The sequence below is a fragment of the Pinibacter soli genome (genome assembly GCF_029961145.1).
Taxonomy (GTDB): domain Bacteria; phylum Bacteroidota; class Bacteroidia; order Chitinophagales; family Chitinophagaceae; genus Pinibacter; species Pinibacter soli.
Genome location: NZ_JASBRG010000001.1, coordinates 505,090 through 523,767, shown reverse-complemented (window position 1 = coordinate 523,767; position 18,678 = coordinate 505,090). Strand labels below are relative to the sequence as shown.

The 18,678-nt window shown below is 39.7% G+C and carries 10 protein-coding genes; all 10 read left to right on the top strand.

Annotation, left to right across the window (positions count from 1 at the left end; genetic code table 11):
• Positions 1–57 precede the first annotated feature (57 nt).
• The 10 genes from galE (at position 58) to bglX (QJ048_RS01960) (ending at position 18,615) form a co-directional block, all read left to right on the top strand.
• Positions 58–1,113, top strand: a complete 1,056-nt coding sequence (gene galE, locus QJ048_RS02005) for a UDP-glucose 4-epimerase GalE (RefSeq protein WP_282332655.1) — start codon at positions 58–60, stop codon at positions 1,111–1,113.
• A gap of 151 nt (positions 1,114–1,264) precedes the next feature.
• Positions 1,265–2,218 carry a transketolase family protein gene (locus QJ048_RS02000; RefSeq protein WP_282332654.1) on the top strand — a complete coding sequence of 318 codons (954 nt, stop codon included), beginning with the start codon at positions 1,265–1,267 and terminating at the stop codon, positions 2,216–2,218.
• Between the two features lie 200 nt (positions 2,219–2,418).
• Positions 2,419–5,316, top strand: coding sequence for a ligand-binding sensor domain-containing protein (locus QJ048_RS01995; protein ID WP_282332653.1), 2,898 nt, complete (start codon positions 2,419–2,421; stop codon positions 5,314–5,316).
• Between the two features lie 233 nt (positions 5,317–5,549).
• Positions 5,550–8,606, top strand: coding sequence for a SusC/RagA family TonB-linked outer membrane protein (locus QJ048_RS01990; protein WP_282332652.1), 3,057 nt, complete (start codon positions 5,550–5,552; stop codon positions 8,604–8,606).
• A 72-nt stretch (positions 8,607–8,678) separates the two neighbouring features.
• Positions 8,679–10,151 (top strand): RagB/SusD family nutrient uptake outer membrane protein, encoded by a 1,473-nt coding sequence (locus QJ048_RS01985; RefSeq protein ID WP_282332651.1) that lies wholly within the window; start codon positions 8,679–8,681, stop codon positions 10,149–10,151.
• 86 nt (positions 10,152–10,237) lie between these two features.
• Positions 10,238–11,578, top strand: a complete 1,341-nt coding sequence (locus tag QJ048_RS01980) for a glucoamylase family protein (RefSeq protein ID WP_282332650.1) — start codon at positions 10,238–10,240, stop codon at positions 11,576–11,578.
• A 116-nt stretch (positions 11,579–11,694) separates the two neighbouring features.
• Positions 11,695–12,093, top strand: a complete 399-nt coding sequence (locus QJ048_RS01975; protein WP_282332649.1) for a GxxExxY protein — start codon at positions 11,695–11,697, stop codon at positions 12,091–12,093.
• A 122-nt stretch (positions 12,094–12,215) separates the two neighbouring features.
• The gene (locus QJ048_RS01970; protein WP_282332648.1) at positions 12,216–13,967 is read left to right on the top strand and encodes a discoidin domain-containing protein; all 1,752 of its coding nucleotides are present in this window, start codon (positions 12,216–12,218) and stop codon (positions 13,965–13,967) included.
• A 69-nt stretch (positions 13,968–14,036) separates the two neighbouring features.
• A complete protein-coding gene (bglX, locus tag QJ048_RS01965) occupies positions 14,037–16,340 on the top strand; it encodes a beta-glucosidase BglX (RefSeq protein WP_282332647.1) in 2,304 nt (767 codons plus the stop codon).
• Between the two features lie 31 nt (positions 16,341–16,371).
• Positions 16,372–18,615 (top strand): beta-glucosidase BglX, encoded by a 2,244-nt coding sequence (gene bglX / locus QJ048_RS01960; RefSeq protein ID WP_282332646.1) that lies wholly within the window; start codon positions 16,372–16,374, stop codon positions 18,613–18,615.
• Positions 18,616–18,678: the final 63 nt, after the last annotated feature.

The window sequence follows — 18,678 nt, the reverse complement described above, 5'->3', positions numbered from 1 at the left end:
TAGAGTCATTTACTAATCGAAAACACAAAGTTTGGCCCAAAAATAATTATCTGCAAAATGAAAAAAATCTTAGTAACCGGAGGTGTGGGATATATTGGTTCGCATACATTGGTTGATTTGATAGAAAACGGATTTGACGTTATCTCGGTTGATAATAATTCACGTTCCAACCCGCGAATTTTGGAAGGCGTGGAAAAAATAACCGGTAAAAAAGTAAAGAACTACAAAGTTGATCTTTGCAATTATGACGATACACAAGCTATTTTCCAGGAGAATGATGACATTGTCGGGATCATACATTTTGCAGCATACAAGGCAGTGGGAGAGTCGGTTGAGCAGCCTCTCATGTATTTCGAAAACAACATGGTTTCGCTGATCAATCTTTTAAAATGCGTAAAAGAATTTGAAATATCATATTTCGTTTTCTCTTCTTCATGCACAGTTTACGGGAACCCTGATGTAATACCGGTTACGGAGAGCACGCCATTAAAACATGCAGAATCTCCATACGGTCTTACAAAACAAATGGGCGAACAGATCATAACAGAATTCTCAAAAGCTAATCCTACTCAATGTATTTTATTGAGGTACTTTAACCCGGTAGGTGCGCATCCTTCTATATTAATCGGTGAATTGCCAATTGGCAGACCGGCTAATCTTGTTCCGGCCATTACGCAAACGGCCATTGGTAAATTGCCGCAAATGAAAGTTTTCGGTGATGACTATCCAACAAGAGACGGGTCCTGCCTTCGCGACTACATTCACGTAAGTGACATTGCACATGCACATACACTGGCTGTACAATTTTTGATTGACTCTAAAACAAATAAACGTTGTGAAATTTTTAATCTTGGCAGTGGTAATGGGGTTACTGTATTGGAGGCCATTAAATCGTTTGAGAAAGTAAGTGGCGTGAAATTAAACTACGCGATCGGTCCACGCAGAGGCGGCGACGTGATAGCAATTTATGCCAACAACTCATTCGCTGTAAAACAACTGGGTTGGGATTTAAAATACACACTTGACGATATGATGGACACGGCATGGAAATGGGAAGTAAAACTGAAAGAAGACGAGAAACTGTATAAGGTGCAGAACTCGGAGCTGAACTAATAAGGAACGCAGATTGTTATAATTGTAAAGATTTGTTATGATCTTTTATTTGAGGTTCGAAAAAGTGCCTTGAATTGCTTTTTTTAAATCTTAATTAATCATCATAATCTTAAAAATCTGCGTTCTACTTGATACTTAAAAATCATCGTTTATGCTTAAAGACATCCAGGTAACCGGAAAAAAAGACACACGCAGCGGCTTTGGCGATGGCATCGCAGAAGTTGCCCGCAAAAACAGTAATGTAGTGGCTTTAACAGCGGATCTTGCCGGATCGCTTAAGCTAGCAACGTTTATTAAGGAATTTCCTGAAAGATTTTTCCAGTGTGGTATCGCTGAAGCCAACATGATTGGCATCGGCGCCGGTTTGACCATTGGCGGAAAAATTCCGTACACTACAACGTTTGCAAATTTCTCTACCGGCCGTGTGTATGATCAGATACGCCAGTCCGTAGCATACTCAAATAAGAATGTAAAAATTTGTGCATCGCATGCCGGCCTTACGCTTGGAGAAGATGGTGCTACACACCAGATACTAGAAGATATAGGCATGATGAAAATGTTGCCGGGCATGACAGTGATTGTGCCTTGCGACTATGCACAAACAAAGGCGGCAACTATTGCTATTGCTGATTATGTTGGCCCGGTTTACCTGCGGTTTGGCAGACCCGTTTGGCCAATCTTCACAAACGAATCAGACTTCGTTTTAGGCAAGGCGCAAATATTTTCAGAAGGAACAGACGTGAGCATTTTCGCTTGCGGACACCTTGTTTGGAAAGCCATTGAAGCTGGAAAAATATTGCAGGAAAAAGGAATAAGCGTTGAGGTAATCAACATCCACACGATCAAACCGATTGATGAAGAGGCAATCGTTAATTCTATCAAGAAAACGAAATGTGCTGTAACAGCGGAAGAACATAACATCTTCGGTGGCCTGGGTGACAGTGTCGCTCATGTGGCTTCGAAAAATTTTCCTATTCCAATTGAATACGTTGGCACAAAAGATACTTTCGGAGAAAGCGGAACACCAGAACAACTTCTCGCAAAATACGGCCTCGATACTCCCGATATTGTAGCCGCCGCGGAACGTGTGATGAAGCGAAAATAAAATATCAATAGTAACTCAATCTTATATAGATAACCCGCAAAAATATACTTGCGGGTTATTTGCATTTGATACATTTACGGAGGAAGTTGTTAGTTAGTGGTTTATAGTTGTTAGAAGATTTCAATTACTCCATGCTTCTTTTGCATATAGGTTAACGCATCAAATACTTGCCGCATTTATTAATTATTTGATGTGCTATTATGAAAACGTGTACAAGGATTCTGTTTGCTTTTTGCTTGTTAATTTTTCGTGCATTTTCTTCTTCATTTGCATCCGACGGTAAAGATATTGGTGTTCCCCACATTAAAAATTTTACAAAGGAAATTTATAGGTCCGGTAATCAAAATTGGTCTGTTGCCAAGGACAGAAATGGCATAATGTATTATGGTAATAATAACGGCCTGCTTATATATGATGGCAATAGTTGGAAATTGTACCAACTGCCAAATAAACTTATTGTAAGAGGAGTAGCTACCGATGATAACGGAAAAGTGTATACAGGCGGCTTTGGTGAACTCGGCTATTGGATGTATAATGAGAAAGGCCTTTTTACTTATACCTCGTTGCTGAAATTGGTTCCCGGTGGTTTGATGAATAAAGATGAAGTTTGGAAAATCTATGTGGATGGGAGCCGTGTTCTTTTTCAATCTTTTGCACGCATCTACATCTACGAAAACAATAAAATAACCACGGTAAGTGTGAATGATGGATTGTTGTTTCTGTTTAAAGCCAACAATCATTTTTTTGTGCATGTCAGTTCCAAAGGCTTGTTTGAGCTCAAGAATAACACACTCGAGTTTATTGACGGCAGCCAATTTCTGGGTACGTCAGGCATACTTGCCATTCTCCCTTTCAAAAATAACAGCTTACTTATAGGTACTCCAAAAGATGGATTGTTTGTTTACGACGGCAAGCAATTTACGTCCTGGAAAAATGCGGCAAACGAGCAGTTGAAAAAAAATACATTGAATAATGGGTTGCATTTACAAAATGGCAACTATGTTTTTGGAACCATTCTCAACGGCATTTTTGTTTTAAACGAATATGGCGAAATAGTTCAACACATTAATAAAGAGAAGGGCCTGCAAGATAATACTGTACTTAGTTTATATGAAGACGAAAATGCAGGACTATGGCTGGGACTGGACAATGGCATCGATTTGATTGAACTCAATTCTCCACTATCGTATTACTTTGACAAAAGCGGAATCTTCGGAACAATTTATGGCAGTGTTGTTTATAAGAATAATATTTATCTCGCGACCAATCATGGCTTATTTACCAGCTACTGGAGCAATAATGGAACGGCTCAGCAACTGATTTTTAAATTGATAGATAACTCTCAGGGACAGATATGGCAGCTTGCTTTAATTGATGATCAGTTGTTATGTTGCCACAATGAAAAAACATATAGAGTAGAAGGAAGCACGTTGATAAAAATATCAGATTATGGTGGAGGCTGGGTTATTAAAAAGTTGAATCAACATCCGGACTATTTAATACAAGGCACTTATGTTGGATTATTGTTGTATAAAAAAGATAAAAATGGTCATTGGATTTTTTCTCATAAAGTAGAAGGGTTCAACGAGCCATCCCGCTATGTGGAAGAAGATAGTAGAGGACAGCTTTGGATAGGACATAACTATAATGGTCTTTACAAACTTACGTTGACAGATGATTTGACAAAAGTTGCTTCTATAAAAAGTTACAGCGAAAAAAATGGATTGCCTCATAGTTTGCAAACAGAGGTTTTTAAACTGGATAATCAGCTGGTATTTTGTTCGGAAGATGGCGTCCACACTTATGATGCGCTGGGCGATAGATTTGTGAAATATGATGAATTGAATAAACGGCTCGGCTCGTTTTTTACAGTGAACAACATAGTGAAAGCAGACGATCAGCATTACTGGTTCATAGATCACGGAAAGATAGCATTTGTAAATGTTTCTCAGCCAGGCAAAATTGAAATTGATTCCAATAGTTTTAATGTACTGCAGGGAAGGATGGTCGACAAATACGAAAATATAAATAAGATAGGCAATGACCTCTATCTCATCAGTATTGACGGCGGTTTTGCAATCTATAATACAGGTATAAGTAGAAACGACACATTAAACCTTCAACCTGTTTTAATAAGAAGCGTAAATGATATTACCGATAAAGTGAGTCTTCTGGCAGAAAATAACAACGCAACATCTTCCATTACCATCCCATACGACAGAGATAATATTTCTATACAGTACGTTTTACCCCGCTATCAACAATCGAATATTGAATACCGTTATTTTTTAGAAGGCTATTCAAAACAATGGTCGGAGTGGACGACGCGAACAACTAAAGAGTTTACTAATCTGCCTCACGGAAAATTCCGGTTTTTAGTGAAAGCGAGGATAAGCAACGGGAAACAAGAAACGATGCCCAGCGCCTATGAGTTTGTCATTTTACCACCCTGGTACGCCTCTGCTACGGCATGGGTTGTATACTTTTTATTATTCATTTTAACAATTCCTCTGGTTGCCCGGATTTACAAAAAACACTGGGAGAAACAGAAGGAAAAAATTTTGGAAAGACTTGAAAAGGAAAAGTCAGAATTTTTATCGAAAGAGACACTTCTTAACGAACAACGCATCAATCAAATAAAGACGCAACAATTGGAAGCCGATCTGGCAAATAAAAACAGAGAACTCGCCAACTCCACAATGAACATTGTGTCGAAAAATGAACTGCTCCAAAAGATCAACGACGAAATTGTAGAATTGAAAGACAAGGATGGGAAAAAACTATCGTCAAGTCAATTGAAGAAAATACAGAATGTGATTAACGACGGCATGAATGATGAACGTGATTGGAATTTATTTGAATCCAGTTTTAATGAGACGCATGAAAACTTCTTTAAAAAGCTAAAAGAAAAGCATCCTGAACTTTCTCCAAACGATTTAAAACTTTGCGGTTATCTGCGCATGAATATGAGCAGCAAAGAACTTGTTTCCATTTTCAACATTACAATAAGAGCAGTCGAAATTAAACGATACCGCCTTCGTAAAAAGCTGAGCCTGGAGCATGAGAAGAATCTTGTCGAGTATTTATTAGAGATATAACACCACAACATTACCTCTCATTCATAAAAAAACAGATACATCATTTTGCGTGTATTTGCTATTGCTTTCATTTGTAAGTGGTTGATTGTAATCTCTTCACATCATATGCCGGATCCTTCCCTAAGTAATTCTTAGAAGTGTGTAGAGATGTTGAGGTGTTTTTTTTGGTTAAGCTGGCCATTGCCAACAAATTGCGGCGTTTAAAATTTTTTAACAAAATTAAAATTGCCACTATGAAGAAACTACTCGCAATTCTCTTCGCAGTATGCTTCAGCTTTATGCAGGTAAAGGCGCAACAGGTTGTAACCGGACGGGTTACAAACGGCGCCACTGGTGAAGCGCTCCCTTCCGTAAGTGTACTTATTAAAGGAACATCCTCCGGAACACAATCAAATGAAAAAGGAGAGTTCAGTATCAAAGTTGGTGAAAACGCCACATTGATATTTAATTCCATTGGCCATGAGAGCCAGGAAATTGTTGTAAAAGGACAAAGTGTAATTAACGTAAAATTGAAAACAGCCTCCAAGGATCTGAATGAGGTTGTGGTTGTGGGTTATGGCGCTCAGAAAAAGGCTGATATAACAGGATCTATTACACAAGTTAAAGGAGAAGAATTGGCAAAGAGTCCAACTACTTCACCTATGTCTGCTTTGCAAGGAAAGGTAGCTGGCGTGCAGGTCGTAAATAGTGGCGCTCCCGGAAGTGCCCCAACTGTGCGGATAAGAGGCGTGGGCGTTTATAATTTGCCAGTAAAAACTGGTGACCATGTAAGAACCAATGCCTCAACCACAAACGGCCAGCCTCTATATGTTGTGGATGGTATGCTATTCGACGACATTAACTTTCTTAACAACGACGATATTCAGGATATGTCTGTTTTGAAAGACGCATCTGCTGCTGCAATTTATGGTGTGAAGGCGGCAAACGGTGTTGTTGTAATAACCACTAAAAAGGGCGGCTTTAACAAACCCGCTACAATTTCTTTTGATACGTACCTGGGTATTCAAAAGCCTGTGAATGTATTAAAAATGGCCAATTCCGAAGAGTATGCAACCATGATGAAAGAGATGGGCAACACAACCATGCTTTCTAAATCAATTTCACTTTATGGAGGCGATCAAACGAGTTTAACACCTTCAACCAACACAAATTGGTTTGATCAGGTTTTGAGATCTTCTGCAATGATGCAAAATTATAACCTGGATTTATCTGGTGGTACCTCTAAAGCGGCGTATTCATTTGCCGGAACATATTTGAAGCAAAATGGAATAATGGATGTGAACAATTCATATCAGCGCTTGAACATGAGGGCCAAAGTAGATTTTCAGGTAACAGACTTTTTGAAAATGGGTGTGAACTTTGTTGTTTCAAATTCAACTCAATGGATACCTAATAACAATGCAATGCAAAGTGCTTTTGTAAATCCATCAGTGTATCCGGTGTATGATTACAAGCAAGACCCGATAGGTACTCCAATACCATTCACAACACCACAGCAGGTTGGCTTATCTCAGTATTTCGGCAATCCAATGGCAGAGCTTGTTTATAAAAGTGATGTTAAGGAACTGATAACGAGAGTAATTCCAGGCATATATGCAGAAGCTAGTTTACTGCCCAAAAATAAGCTTGTATTTAAAACTGTATTTAATCAGGATTATTCTTTTGGTGATTTAAGAAAATATACTCCTCAGTATTTTGTTGGCAATGGTCAAGAAGCCTCCTCTTCTACACTTCGGAAAGAGACTAATAATTATAAAAACTATGTGTGGGACAATACGCTGACGTTTAAGAACAATTACAACAAGCATAATTATTCCGTATTGGTTGGTAATTCCTTTAGAAGTAACAAATACAGATTTCTTATGGGACAAGCAAGCAATGTGCCTGGTGATAAGGAAGAGTATTTGTATATAACCAATGGAACAGACGACGCAAGTCGTAAAACAAATGACAATGGAAGTTTGGACAGAGGGCTTTCATACTTTGGAAGATTGAATTATGATTATGATGGCAGGTATTTGTTCACCGCAACAATGCGTGCAGATGGCAGTTCTAAATATCAGCATAAATGGGGCTACTTCCCTTCCGTTGGTTTGGGATGGGTTGTGTCCAAAGAAAATTTCATGAGTTCTCAACATGCTGTAGATTTTCTTAAGATCCGCGGTAGCTGGGGAAAACTCGGTAACGACAAAGTTCCTGCAAATGATGGCTTTGCTTCCAACCTTCCGACGTCTGGTGTACTAGGAAACGGCATAGCACCTGGATACGCGAGTAATGGTCCCTACAGTATTTTAGGATGGGAGGAAGTTGCAGAAACAGATTTGGGTCTTGAATTGCGCACTTTAAAAAATAGGTTGTCATTCGAGTTTGATTATTTCCATAGAATGACATTGAATGCAGTTATCAATAACCCTGTGCCTAATATAGGCGGCACAATAATGCAAAACAGTGGCAAGATATTGAATGAGGGAGTTGAGTTTAACCTTGGTTGGAACGATAAGATTGGCAACAATTTCCGCTATTATGTAAATGGCAACATATCCACATTGAAAAACCAGATCAAAAGTTTAAATGGCATTCCATACATTCTTACAGGTACTGCAGAGTTCAGACAAATTTGTATGGTAGGCAAACCTCTTGATGCATTTTATGGCTATCAGCAAGCAGGCGTATATCAGAACCAGAAAGAAATAGACAACGATCCTGTTGCGGTTGCAAACGGACTTAAGCCTGGTGATTTTAAATACGTAGATCAGAATCACGATGGAAAAATTGATGATCAGGACAGAGTGGTTATAGGATCTTATATTCCGAAACTTACTTATGGTTTTGCACTTGGATTTAGTTATAAAGCATTTGATTTTTCTGCAAGTTTTCAAGGCGTTTCCGGCAACAAAATAGCGAATTTGAAAAGAGGTGTCAGAAGATGGGAAACATCAGTTAACTACGACGAAGCACAAGTTGTAAACCGTTGGCACGGTGAAGGTACAAGCAATTTGTATCCATCTGCTGAAGGCTCAATTAAACCGTGGAACGTAAGTAATTTTAATAGCTTCTATATTGAGAATGCATCATACTTCAGAATTCAGAATATACAACTGGGCTATACAATTGATAACAGACTCATTAAAGGTTTAAAGCGTGGAAGTGTGCGTGTGTACGCTACCGCTGAGCGCCCAATTACATTCTTTAAAGCAAATGCATTTACTCCGGAAGTTGCGAACGGCGTAGATCAATACATCTATCCAGTTACATCGCTATACACATTTGGTATAAAGATGACGTATTAATATTCTCAAGTCAATAATGGAACTAATTGCGTACAGCATTGTGAAATTCTGTCTTTATCAAAAAAAATTAAAATGAAAAAAATAACTTTTAAAATATCGGTTTGTTTGTTGATAGGATCCTTTATACTGTCTACAAGCTGCTCGAAATATATTGATGTAAGTCCGGAAACAAAAGTGCCTGTGGCTAACACTGATTATTCGAATATCTCACAGATGTATATGCCCGTTTCTGGCGTTTACGGCACCGCCGCCACAAAATTTTCATTCTGGGCCGCGCAGGGTTTAATTACAGTAAGGGGTGATGACATGAACAAAGGCGGCTCTCCCAACGACCAGATTGAGTTTTCTTATTGCAAAAACTTTCAGTACGATAAAATCAGATCTTACTGGGCCTTAGATGCTACATGGCAAGGGCTGTATAAAACTGTTTCTGTTGCAAATGATGCTTTGACTGCGCTAAACGAATATGCCAAACATTTAACTACAGATGCACAAAGGCAAACAAATAAATCTTTCGCAGCCGAAGTGCGTTTTCTGCGTGCATATGCATTTTTCCGTATTTCCAATTTCTGGGGCGATGTTCCTTTATTATTGGACAATAGCAGTACAGCATCTCCTAAAAAAACTAAGTTAGCAGATGTAAGAACATTTATCTTAAATGAGATGGACACTTGTATCGCGAATTTACCTGACATGCGACCTAATGAGCGCACAGATGCAAAAGGAGCCGTTACAAAATATTCGGCTTTGACGTTGAAAGCAAAAGTTCAGTTGTTAATAGGAGATTATCCTGGAGTGCAGGCAAGTACGGATAAAATTATTAACAGTGGGCGTTTTACTTTGTACAACGACTATTACAATTTATTTAAAATACCCGGTAAGTTGAGCGATGAGTCTTTATACGAATTGCAGTTTACAGATTTTGGCGCGGGTAGTGGTAATATTGTTGAAAGCGATGCCTGGTTTGCTTTTCAGGGGCCAGGTGGGAAGAATAGACCGTCTTCTATTTCCGGTTGGGGATTTATGTCACCAACCAATGATCTGATATCTTTCCTTAATTCCAGAAATGATTCTGTAAGGGCTAAAACCGCGCTGCTGTATGCAGGTGCTGTAACTCCTTCCGGTGATACGTTGGTTCCTTCTAATCAGGATATGCCAACTTGCTACAATGGGAAAGCATATACTCCATCAGAACAGATGACTCCGGGAAGAACAAATTATGGAGCTAATAATAATATTCAAATATTAAGATACGCAGATGTTTTATTGATGAATGCAGAGGCTAAAATAAGACAGGGACAAAGTGGCGATGCTCCATTAAAGTTAGTTAGAAACAGAGCGAAACTAAATAGTATCAATGGTGCAACCTTGCAGAATGTACTGGATGAAAGACGTGCAGAGTTGGCTAATGAATGGGGCGAACGTTATTTTGACTTGATCAGAATTGATCAGGCGCAAAATTTTTTACCAGGGTTTATAAAAGGACAAACCGAATTTTACCCAATTCCACAGAATGAGATTGATTTGAATCCATTTTTGAGATAACATAGACCAAACTTCAAACAAGCACTCTAAACTTATTTTTAGAGTGCTTGTTTTACTTATAACAACTTTTAAAGCGATCAAATAAAATGGCTAAAAGAGTATTATTTGCTTGTGTGTTGTTTACCGCTTTGTCATGTGTCGCCCAGAAAAAGCAGGCTGAGGCTTTTGACCCAACCAAGCGGCCGAAAAATCTTTCAGATACGGCACTCCTCGAACTAGTACAAAAACAGACATTTAAATACTTCTGGGATTTTGGACATCCGGTAAGTGGGCTGGCGCGTGAGCGCAGCAATAAATCATTTGATTACGGCGATGAAGTAGTAACAACTGGTGGCAGCGGCTTCGGTATAATGTCCATCATTGTAGCTGTAGAACGTGGCTGGGTAACACATGAACAAGCAGCCGAGCGCATGAGTAAGATCGTAAAATTCTTATGGAAAGCTGATGCTTTTCATGGGGCATTTCCGCATTGGATGAATGGAGAAACGGGCAAAGTAATTCGCTTTGGAAGAAAGGACGACGGAGCGGATCTTGTAGAGACTTCATTTTTGTTTGAAGGCTTGCTATGTGCAAGACAATACTTCAATAAGGATAATAAAACGGAGCGTGAAATACGTGACAGGATAAACTGGATGTGGGGAGAGATAGAATGGAACTGGTTCACCCGTGATGGGCAGGATGTTTTATATTGGCACTGGAGTCCTAATAATGGCTGGGTGATGAATTTTCCATTGCGTGGGTTCAATGAATGCCTCATCACTTATGTGCTGGCAGCATCTTCAAGTAGCCATCCTGTCGGCGCCAATGTGTATCACAGAGGTTGGGCACAAAGTGATTTCTTTAAAAACGGCAAAGAGTTTTACGGCATCAAACTACCGCTGGGATTTGATTACGGTGGGCCATTGTTTTTTTCTCACTATTCTTTTGTAGGGCTTGATCCTCGCGGATTAAAAGATCAATATGCAGATTATTGGGAGCAAAACAGAAACCATACTTTGATCAATCGTGAACATTGCGTTCGCAATCCAAATCATTTCAAAGGTTATGGCGCCAACTGCTGGGGGCTAACGGCATGCGATACCTATAATGGATATAATGCCCATTCTCCAACCAATGATTTTGGAACAATTGCGCCAACTGCTGCATTGTCTGCATTTCCCTACACGCCGGAGTATTCCATGCAGGCACTCAAACATTTTTACTATGATCTTGGAGATAAAATATGGGGCGAATATGGATTTGTAGACGCATTTAACGAAACACAAAACTGGTACGCAGATTCTTATCTCGCTATAGATCAGGGACCTATTGTGGTAATGATTGAAAATTATAGAACAGGATTGTTGTGGAAATTATTTATGAGTTGCCCGGAAGTAAAAAATGGCTTAAAGAAATTAAGCTTTGAGAGTCCTTCTTTAGCGAAGTAGGTTGCCACAGAGGCACAGAAAACACAGAAAAAAAGAATTTAATTCTTCAAGACATTTATCGACTCTTTGCAAGAAAATGGATGTGTAATGTTTTAATAACTAACAAAAGCGTACGCGTGAATACATTTTTTTCGGATAGTAAAAGTTATCCATTGCAAGAAGAAACTACGAAGATTATTGGCTTAGGAATAGAAATTCATAAAATATTAGGTGCTGGTTTTCTAGAAATAGTTTATAAAGATGCTTTGGAATATGAGTTTAAGGCTAATGAAATTTATTTTGAGAGAGAAAAGCCTTTTCGAATAAAATATAAGAACACTGTTTTGACTCATAGTTTTAATGCAGATTTTGTTGTGTATGGTAATGTTATATTGGAAATTAAAGCTAAAGAAGGCGGGATTGCAGAAGAAGATTATGCGCAAGTCATAAATTATCTTAAATGTTCGCGATGCAAGGTTGGCCTGATACTAAATTTTGCAAAGCAAAAATTGGAAATCAAAAGAGTGATTTATTAATAGAAATATATGGCAATAGGGCCATTGATAAAAATAACAGATTCATTTTCATGTAAACAAATCTGTGCTTCTGTGCCTCAGTGGCAATAACAATTTTTTGCGGCAGCGTAAATATCATCACTATGTATAAAAAAATATCATTGCTAATTTTTCTTTTTGTCTCAAGCATCTCAATGTTTGCACAGAAAAAAACTTACTGTAATCCAATCAACATAGACTACGGCTATTGCCCTATTCCAAATTTCACCACCTGGGGCAAGCATCGTGCAACAGCAGATCCCGTAATCGTTAATTACAAGGGTGATTATTATTTGTTCTCTACCAATCAGTGGGGGTATTGGTGGAGCAGTGATATGGTGAACTGGAACTTTGTGTTCAGACATTTTCTTACAAAAGAACTTACAGACAAATATCCCGGTTTATATGATGATTTGTGTGCCCCGGCAGTTGGCATAAAAGGTGATACCATGTTTGTATTTGGATCTACTTATACAAGCGAATTTCCAATATGGGAAAGCACAGATCCCAAAAACAATAAGTGGGAAAAGGCAGTTGATCATTTCGAAATCGGTGGATGGGATCCCGCATTTTTCACTGACGATGATGGTAAACTGTATATGTACAATGGAAGCAGCAATGTGTATCCCATGTACGGTATTGAACTGGATAGAAAAACATTCAGCCCGATAGGTACACGAAAAGAAACGTTGTTAACCAATGGCGAGCGTTACGGTTGGCACCGCTTTGGCGAGTATATGGATAATACATTTCTCAAAGGATTTATGGAAGGCTCGTGGATGACAAAACACAACAACAAATACTATCTGCAATGGGGTGGGCCTGGAACAGAGTTTAGTCATTATGCAGACGGTGTTGCAGTAAGTGATCATCCGCTGGGGCCATTCACGCATGCATCATTGCCGATGAGTTATAAGCCGGGCGGCTTTGCACGCGGTGCAGGACATGGCGCAACTTTTCAGGACAAATGGGATAACTATTGGCACGTTTCAACAATGGTGATTGGCGTCAAAAATAATTTTGAAAGACGCATCGGCATTTGGCCCGCTGGCTTTGATAACGATGATGTAATGTATTGCAATACCGCGTGGGGAGATTATCCGCATTATATACCTTCCGGCAAAGCAGATCATTTGCAAAGCCAGTTCACCGGCTGGATGTTGTTGAACTACGACAAGCCCGTACAGGTTTCATCAACACTTGGAGGCTTTCATGCAAACAATGCTGTAGATGAAAACATAAAAACATACTGGAGCGCACAAACAGCAAACAAAGGTGAATGGATACAGACAGATCTTGGCGAAGTAAGTACGGTTAATGCGGTACAAATAAACTATGCAGATCAGGACGCTGAATTTTTAGGAAAACAACAAGGTATTTACCATCAATACAAATTGTATTATTCAACAGATGGTAAAACATGGAATGTTTTGGCGGACAAAAGCAACAACAAAACCGATGTTCCACATGACTATGTACAACTTGATAATCCTGTAAAGGCGCGTTACATTAAGCTGGAGAATATACACATGCCAACAGGCAAATTTGCCATCTCAGGATTACGGGTGTTTGGTCTGGGTAATGGAGCGAAACCAGATGCTGTAAAGCAATTCATTGTGTTGCGCACAGAAGATGATAAACGTAGTGCCTGGATAAGATGGCAATCCGTCGATAATGCCTATGCATACAATATTTATGTAGGAACTGCGCCAGACAAGTTGTACAACTGCATTATGGTGCACAATGCAAATGATTATTTCTATAAAGCAATGGACAAAGAAATACCTTACTATTTCGCAATAGAAGCGATCAATGAAAATGGCGTTTCTACACTAACAAAAGCAAAAGCCGAATAAACAGTCGCCACCGAAGCGCAGGGGAAATTCTTGCACTTTTTGGCTTCGCAGCACAAACAATAAATTACTATGAGCAAAAAAACAGTTGCGTTACTTATTGCAGCTGCATTGGCAACTTCTTCATTTGCGCAAACAAAAGAAAAAGTTACTAAAACAGCAGTGGCAAGCCAATCCAAAATGGATGTCTTTGTAAATAATCTAATGAAGCAAATGACGCTTGATGAAAAGATCGGTCAGTTAAATCTTGTAACACCTGGCGGCGCTGTAACTGGCGCTGTGGTGAGTAGAGATGTTGATAATAAAATTAAAAGTGGACAAGTGGGAGGAATGTTCGGCATTACCGGCGCTGATAAAATTCGCAAAGCACAGGAGATCGCTGTGAACAACTCCCGATTGAAAATTCCAATGATCTTTGGATTGGATGTAATACACGGCCACAGGACCATTTTCCCCATTCCACTTGGGCTTTCCTGTTCATGGGATATGCCGATGATACAGCAAAGTGCACAAATAGCAGCGAAAGAAGCGACAGCAGAAGGACTCTCTTGGGTGTTTTCGCCGATGGTAGATATTTGCCGCGATCCGCGCTGGGGACGAATTGCAGAAGGTTCAGGCGAAGATCCTTACCTGGGTTCGCAGATCGCTACAGCTATGGTAAAGGGTTACCAGGGTGATGATCTTTCTAAGAACAACACGGTGATGGCATGTGTAAAACACTATGCGTTATACGGAGCAGCGGAAGCGGGCCGCGATTATAACACAACAGACATGAGTCGTGTGCAAATGTTTCAGAATTATTTTCCTCCTTACAAAGCCGCAGTGGATGCAGGAGTAGGTAGTGTAATGAGTGCCTTTAATGAAGTTGACGCAGTTCCTTCTACTGTTAACAAATGGCTGCTTACAGATGTATTGCGCGACCAATGGAAATTCAAAGGAATGGTTGTTACAGATTATACTTCCATTAATGAAATGATAGATCATGGAATGGGTGACCTGCAGCAAGTATCTGCAAAGGCATTGAATGCAGGCGTTGACATGGATATGGTAGGCGAGGGTTTTCTAACCACACTTAAAAAATCTTTGAATGAAGGCAAAGTATCTGTTAAACAAATTGATGCAGCCTGTAAAAGAATTTTAGAAGCAAAATACAAATTGGGATTGTTTGATGATCCATATCGTTATTGCGACGTTAATCGTGCCGGCGATATTTTTAATGCATCTAACAGAGCGGCGGCGCGTGATTTTGCAACACGTTCGGCAGTATTGTTAAAGAATGCAAACAATATTTTACCACTAAAGAAATCTGGAACAATTGCATTAATAGGCCCTCTTGCAGATAGCCACATGAACATGCTTGGAACATGGAGTGTGTCGGGCGATTTTGAAAATACTGTAACAGTGCTACAGGGATTGCAAAATGTAGGAGGCAGCAATGTAAAGATCATTCATGCAAAAGGCGCGAATATTTCTGATGACACCGCATTTGCAAAAAAAGTAAATGCCTTCATGAATGAAATAGATATTGATAAACGTTCACCTGACGAAATGATCAATGAAGCGGTCAATGCTGCGAATAAATCTGATGTTGTGGTAGCTGTATTAGGCGAGTCCGCAAATATGTCTGGAGAATCTTCCAGTTTGTCAAATATTGATTTGCAGCCAAGCCAGAAAAAATTGCTAGATGCGTTGAAAAAAACAGGCAAACCAGTAGTGCTGGTGCTCATGAATGGAAGGCCAATGACCATTGAAGAAGAAACAAAAAAAGCCGATGCCATTCTGGATACTTGGTTCAGTGGAACAGAAGCCGGTAATGCAGTGGCTGATCTATTATTTGGAGACAAAATTCCATCAGGAAAATTGACCGCATCATTTCCTGTAAACGTTGGCCAGATTCCCGTTTATTACAATCATAAAAACACCGGACGCCCTTATGTAAAAGGCGGCCCCACAAAGTTCAAATCCAATTATCTCGATATTCCTAATGAACCGTTGTTTGAATTCGGCTATGGACTAAGCTATACAACTTTCTCCTACAGTGCTGTAAAATTATCTGCTGGCAGCATTACGAAAACGGGAAGCATTAAAGCATCTGTAACTCTTACCAACACTGGCAACTACGATGGTGAAGAAATCGTACAGTTGTATATAAGAGATATGGTGGGATCTGTAACACGGCCGGTAAAAGAATTGAAAGGTTTTCAAAAAGTATTTTTAAAGAAGGGTGAAAGCAAAGAGATTTCCTTTACGATCACCAACGGGATGTTGGCATTCTACGATTCAAATTTGAAATATGCATCAGAGCCGGGCGACTTTAAAGTGTTTATTGGTGGCAGTTCAGCAACAATGAATGAAGCAGGTTTTGAATTGAAGTAAACCGTTGATGTATGCAATGCAAAAAAATAAAATGAAAAAATTACTATCTATACTTGTCGCTTGCTCCATCGCGGTTCCTACGATGGCACAAACATCCAACGCTAAAATGGATGCATTCATCAAACCGCTACTAAGCAAGATGACATTGGATGAAAAAATAGGACAGCTTAACCTGCAAGGTGGCTGGGATGACTCCAATGAAAGCAGTAAAGCTGCTTATACGCAGAAAGTAAAAAATGGACAAGTCGGCGGGTCATTTAACATTCCCAATCCTGAAAAGAATGCAAAAGTTCTACAGGATATCGCCATGCAAAGCCGTTTAAAAATTCCGGTGATCATTGGTGGAGATGTGGTACAGGGCTATAAAACTATTTTCCCTATTCCGCTGGCAGAAACGATGAGTTGGGATGTAGAAGGAATGCAGCGTTCAACGGCTATCACCGCCAATGAAGCAAGTTCACAGGGCATAGCGTGGACATTTGCACCAATGATAGACATCAGTCGTGATCCACGCTGGGGAAGGGTTTCGGAAGGTGTAGGCGAAGACCCCTATTTGGGAAGTTTGATTGCCGCGGCAAGGGTTAAAGGTTTTCAGGGAACTGATTATCTGAAAAATCAAAACATGATGGCATGCATGAAACACTTTGCCATGTACGGCGCACCAGAAGCCGGAAAAGACTACACAGGCATGGATATGAGCAAGCGCATAATGTATGATGTGTACCTGAAAACGTATAAGGCTGCTGTAGACGCAGGTGTGGGATCCGTTATGTCATCTTTTAATGATGTGCAGGGTGTTCCATCCTCAGGCAATAAATGGTTACTCTCTGACCTGTTGCGCAAGCAGTGGGGCTTTAAAGGATTGGTCATCTCTGATTATACATCCATTGAAGAAATGAAGAACCACGGTGTTGTTGCAACAGACGCTGATGCAGCTGCACTAAGCATGAATGCAGGAATGGACATGGATATGATAAGTGAATTTTTTCAGAAGAATTTGAAACAATTAGTACAATCGGGGAAAGTGAGTGAAAAGGAAATTGACCGCGCCGCATACGATGTACTTGCTGCAAAGTATAAGTTGGGACTATTCGAGAATCCCTACAGATACTGCGATGCACAACGTGCTGCAAAAGATATTCTGTCAGAAGAGCATTTGCAACATGCATTGAGAATAGCGCAAGAGTCAATCGTATTACTCAAGAACAATAACCATCTTTTGCCATTGCGGCCAACTGGAACCGTTGCATTAATAGGGCCATTTGCGAAAACAGAAGATGTACAAAACATTGGCGCAACAAATGCTTCCCGCTCACCGAATATTTACGAAGAACTTACCAGTCAATTAAAAGGAAAGTCGAACGTGCTGTATGCAAAGGGGGCGAATATTTCTGAGAATGATATGTTGATGGAAAGAATTTATCAGAAGAAAGATGTGCGCAGTGCCGAAGCCCTAAAAGCAGAAGCAATTACTGTTGCGAAGCAGGCAGATGTGATTGTAGCGGTAATGGGAGAACACGGAGGTATGACAGGCGAAGCGGCAAGTATGGCAGATATTCAGCTACAGGAGAATCAACGTGATTTATTGAAAGAACTGAGGAAGTTAAACAAGCCAATTGTGTTAGTCGTGAAAAACGGACGACCACTAATTATTGATTGGGAAGCCGAAAACATGGATGCAATTATTGATTGCTGGTATTTGGGCACTAAAGAAGCAGAAGCAGTTGTGAACGCATTGCTCGGAAAATTCAATCCGTCAGGAAAGCTTACAATGACCTTTCCGCGAAATGCAGGGCAAATTCCTGTTTACTATGCACACAATAATTCAAGTCGTCCCGAGCAGGAAGGAAATAAATACACTTCTAAGTATCTGGATATTTCCAGTGCACCACTGTACCCATTTGGATATGGGTTGAGTTATACTTCGTTCGAATATTCTCCCGTAACATTATCTGCTGCAACTTTAAATGGCACAGGAAAAATAACAGCCAGTGTTACTATTAAAAACAACGGCACATACGATGGAGAAGAAATAGTTCAATTGTATATTCAGGATGTTGTTGGGAGCATTAAACGGCCGGTAAAAGAATTGAAAGGATTTAAGAAGATATCACTTAATGCTGGGGCGTCACAAACCGTCACTTTTGCGATTACCGAAGAGATGCTTCGCTTTTATAACAACCAATTACAGTTTAAATCAGAACCTGGAAAGTTCAATGTATTCATCGGCACCGATTCAAATACTAAGAACATTGCGGAGTTTGAATTGAAATGATTTTTTATTTCACGCAAAGGCGCAAAGGGAAAACAAAGGACGAAAAGTTTTTAAACGAACTTG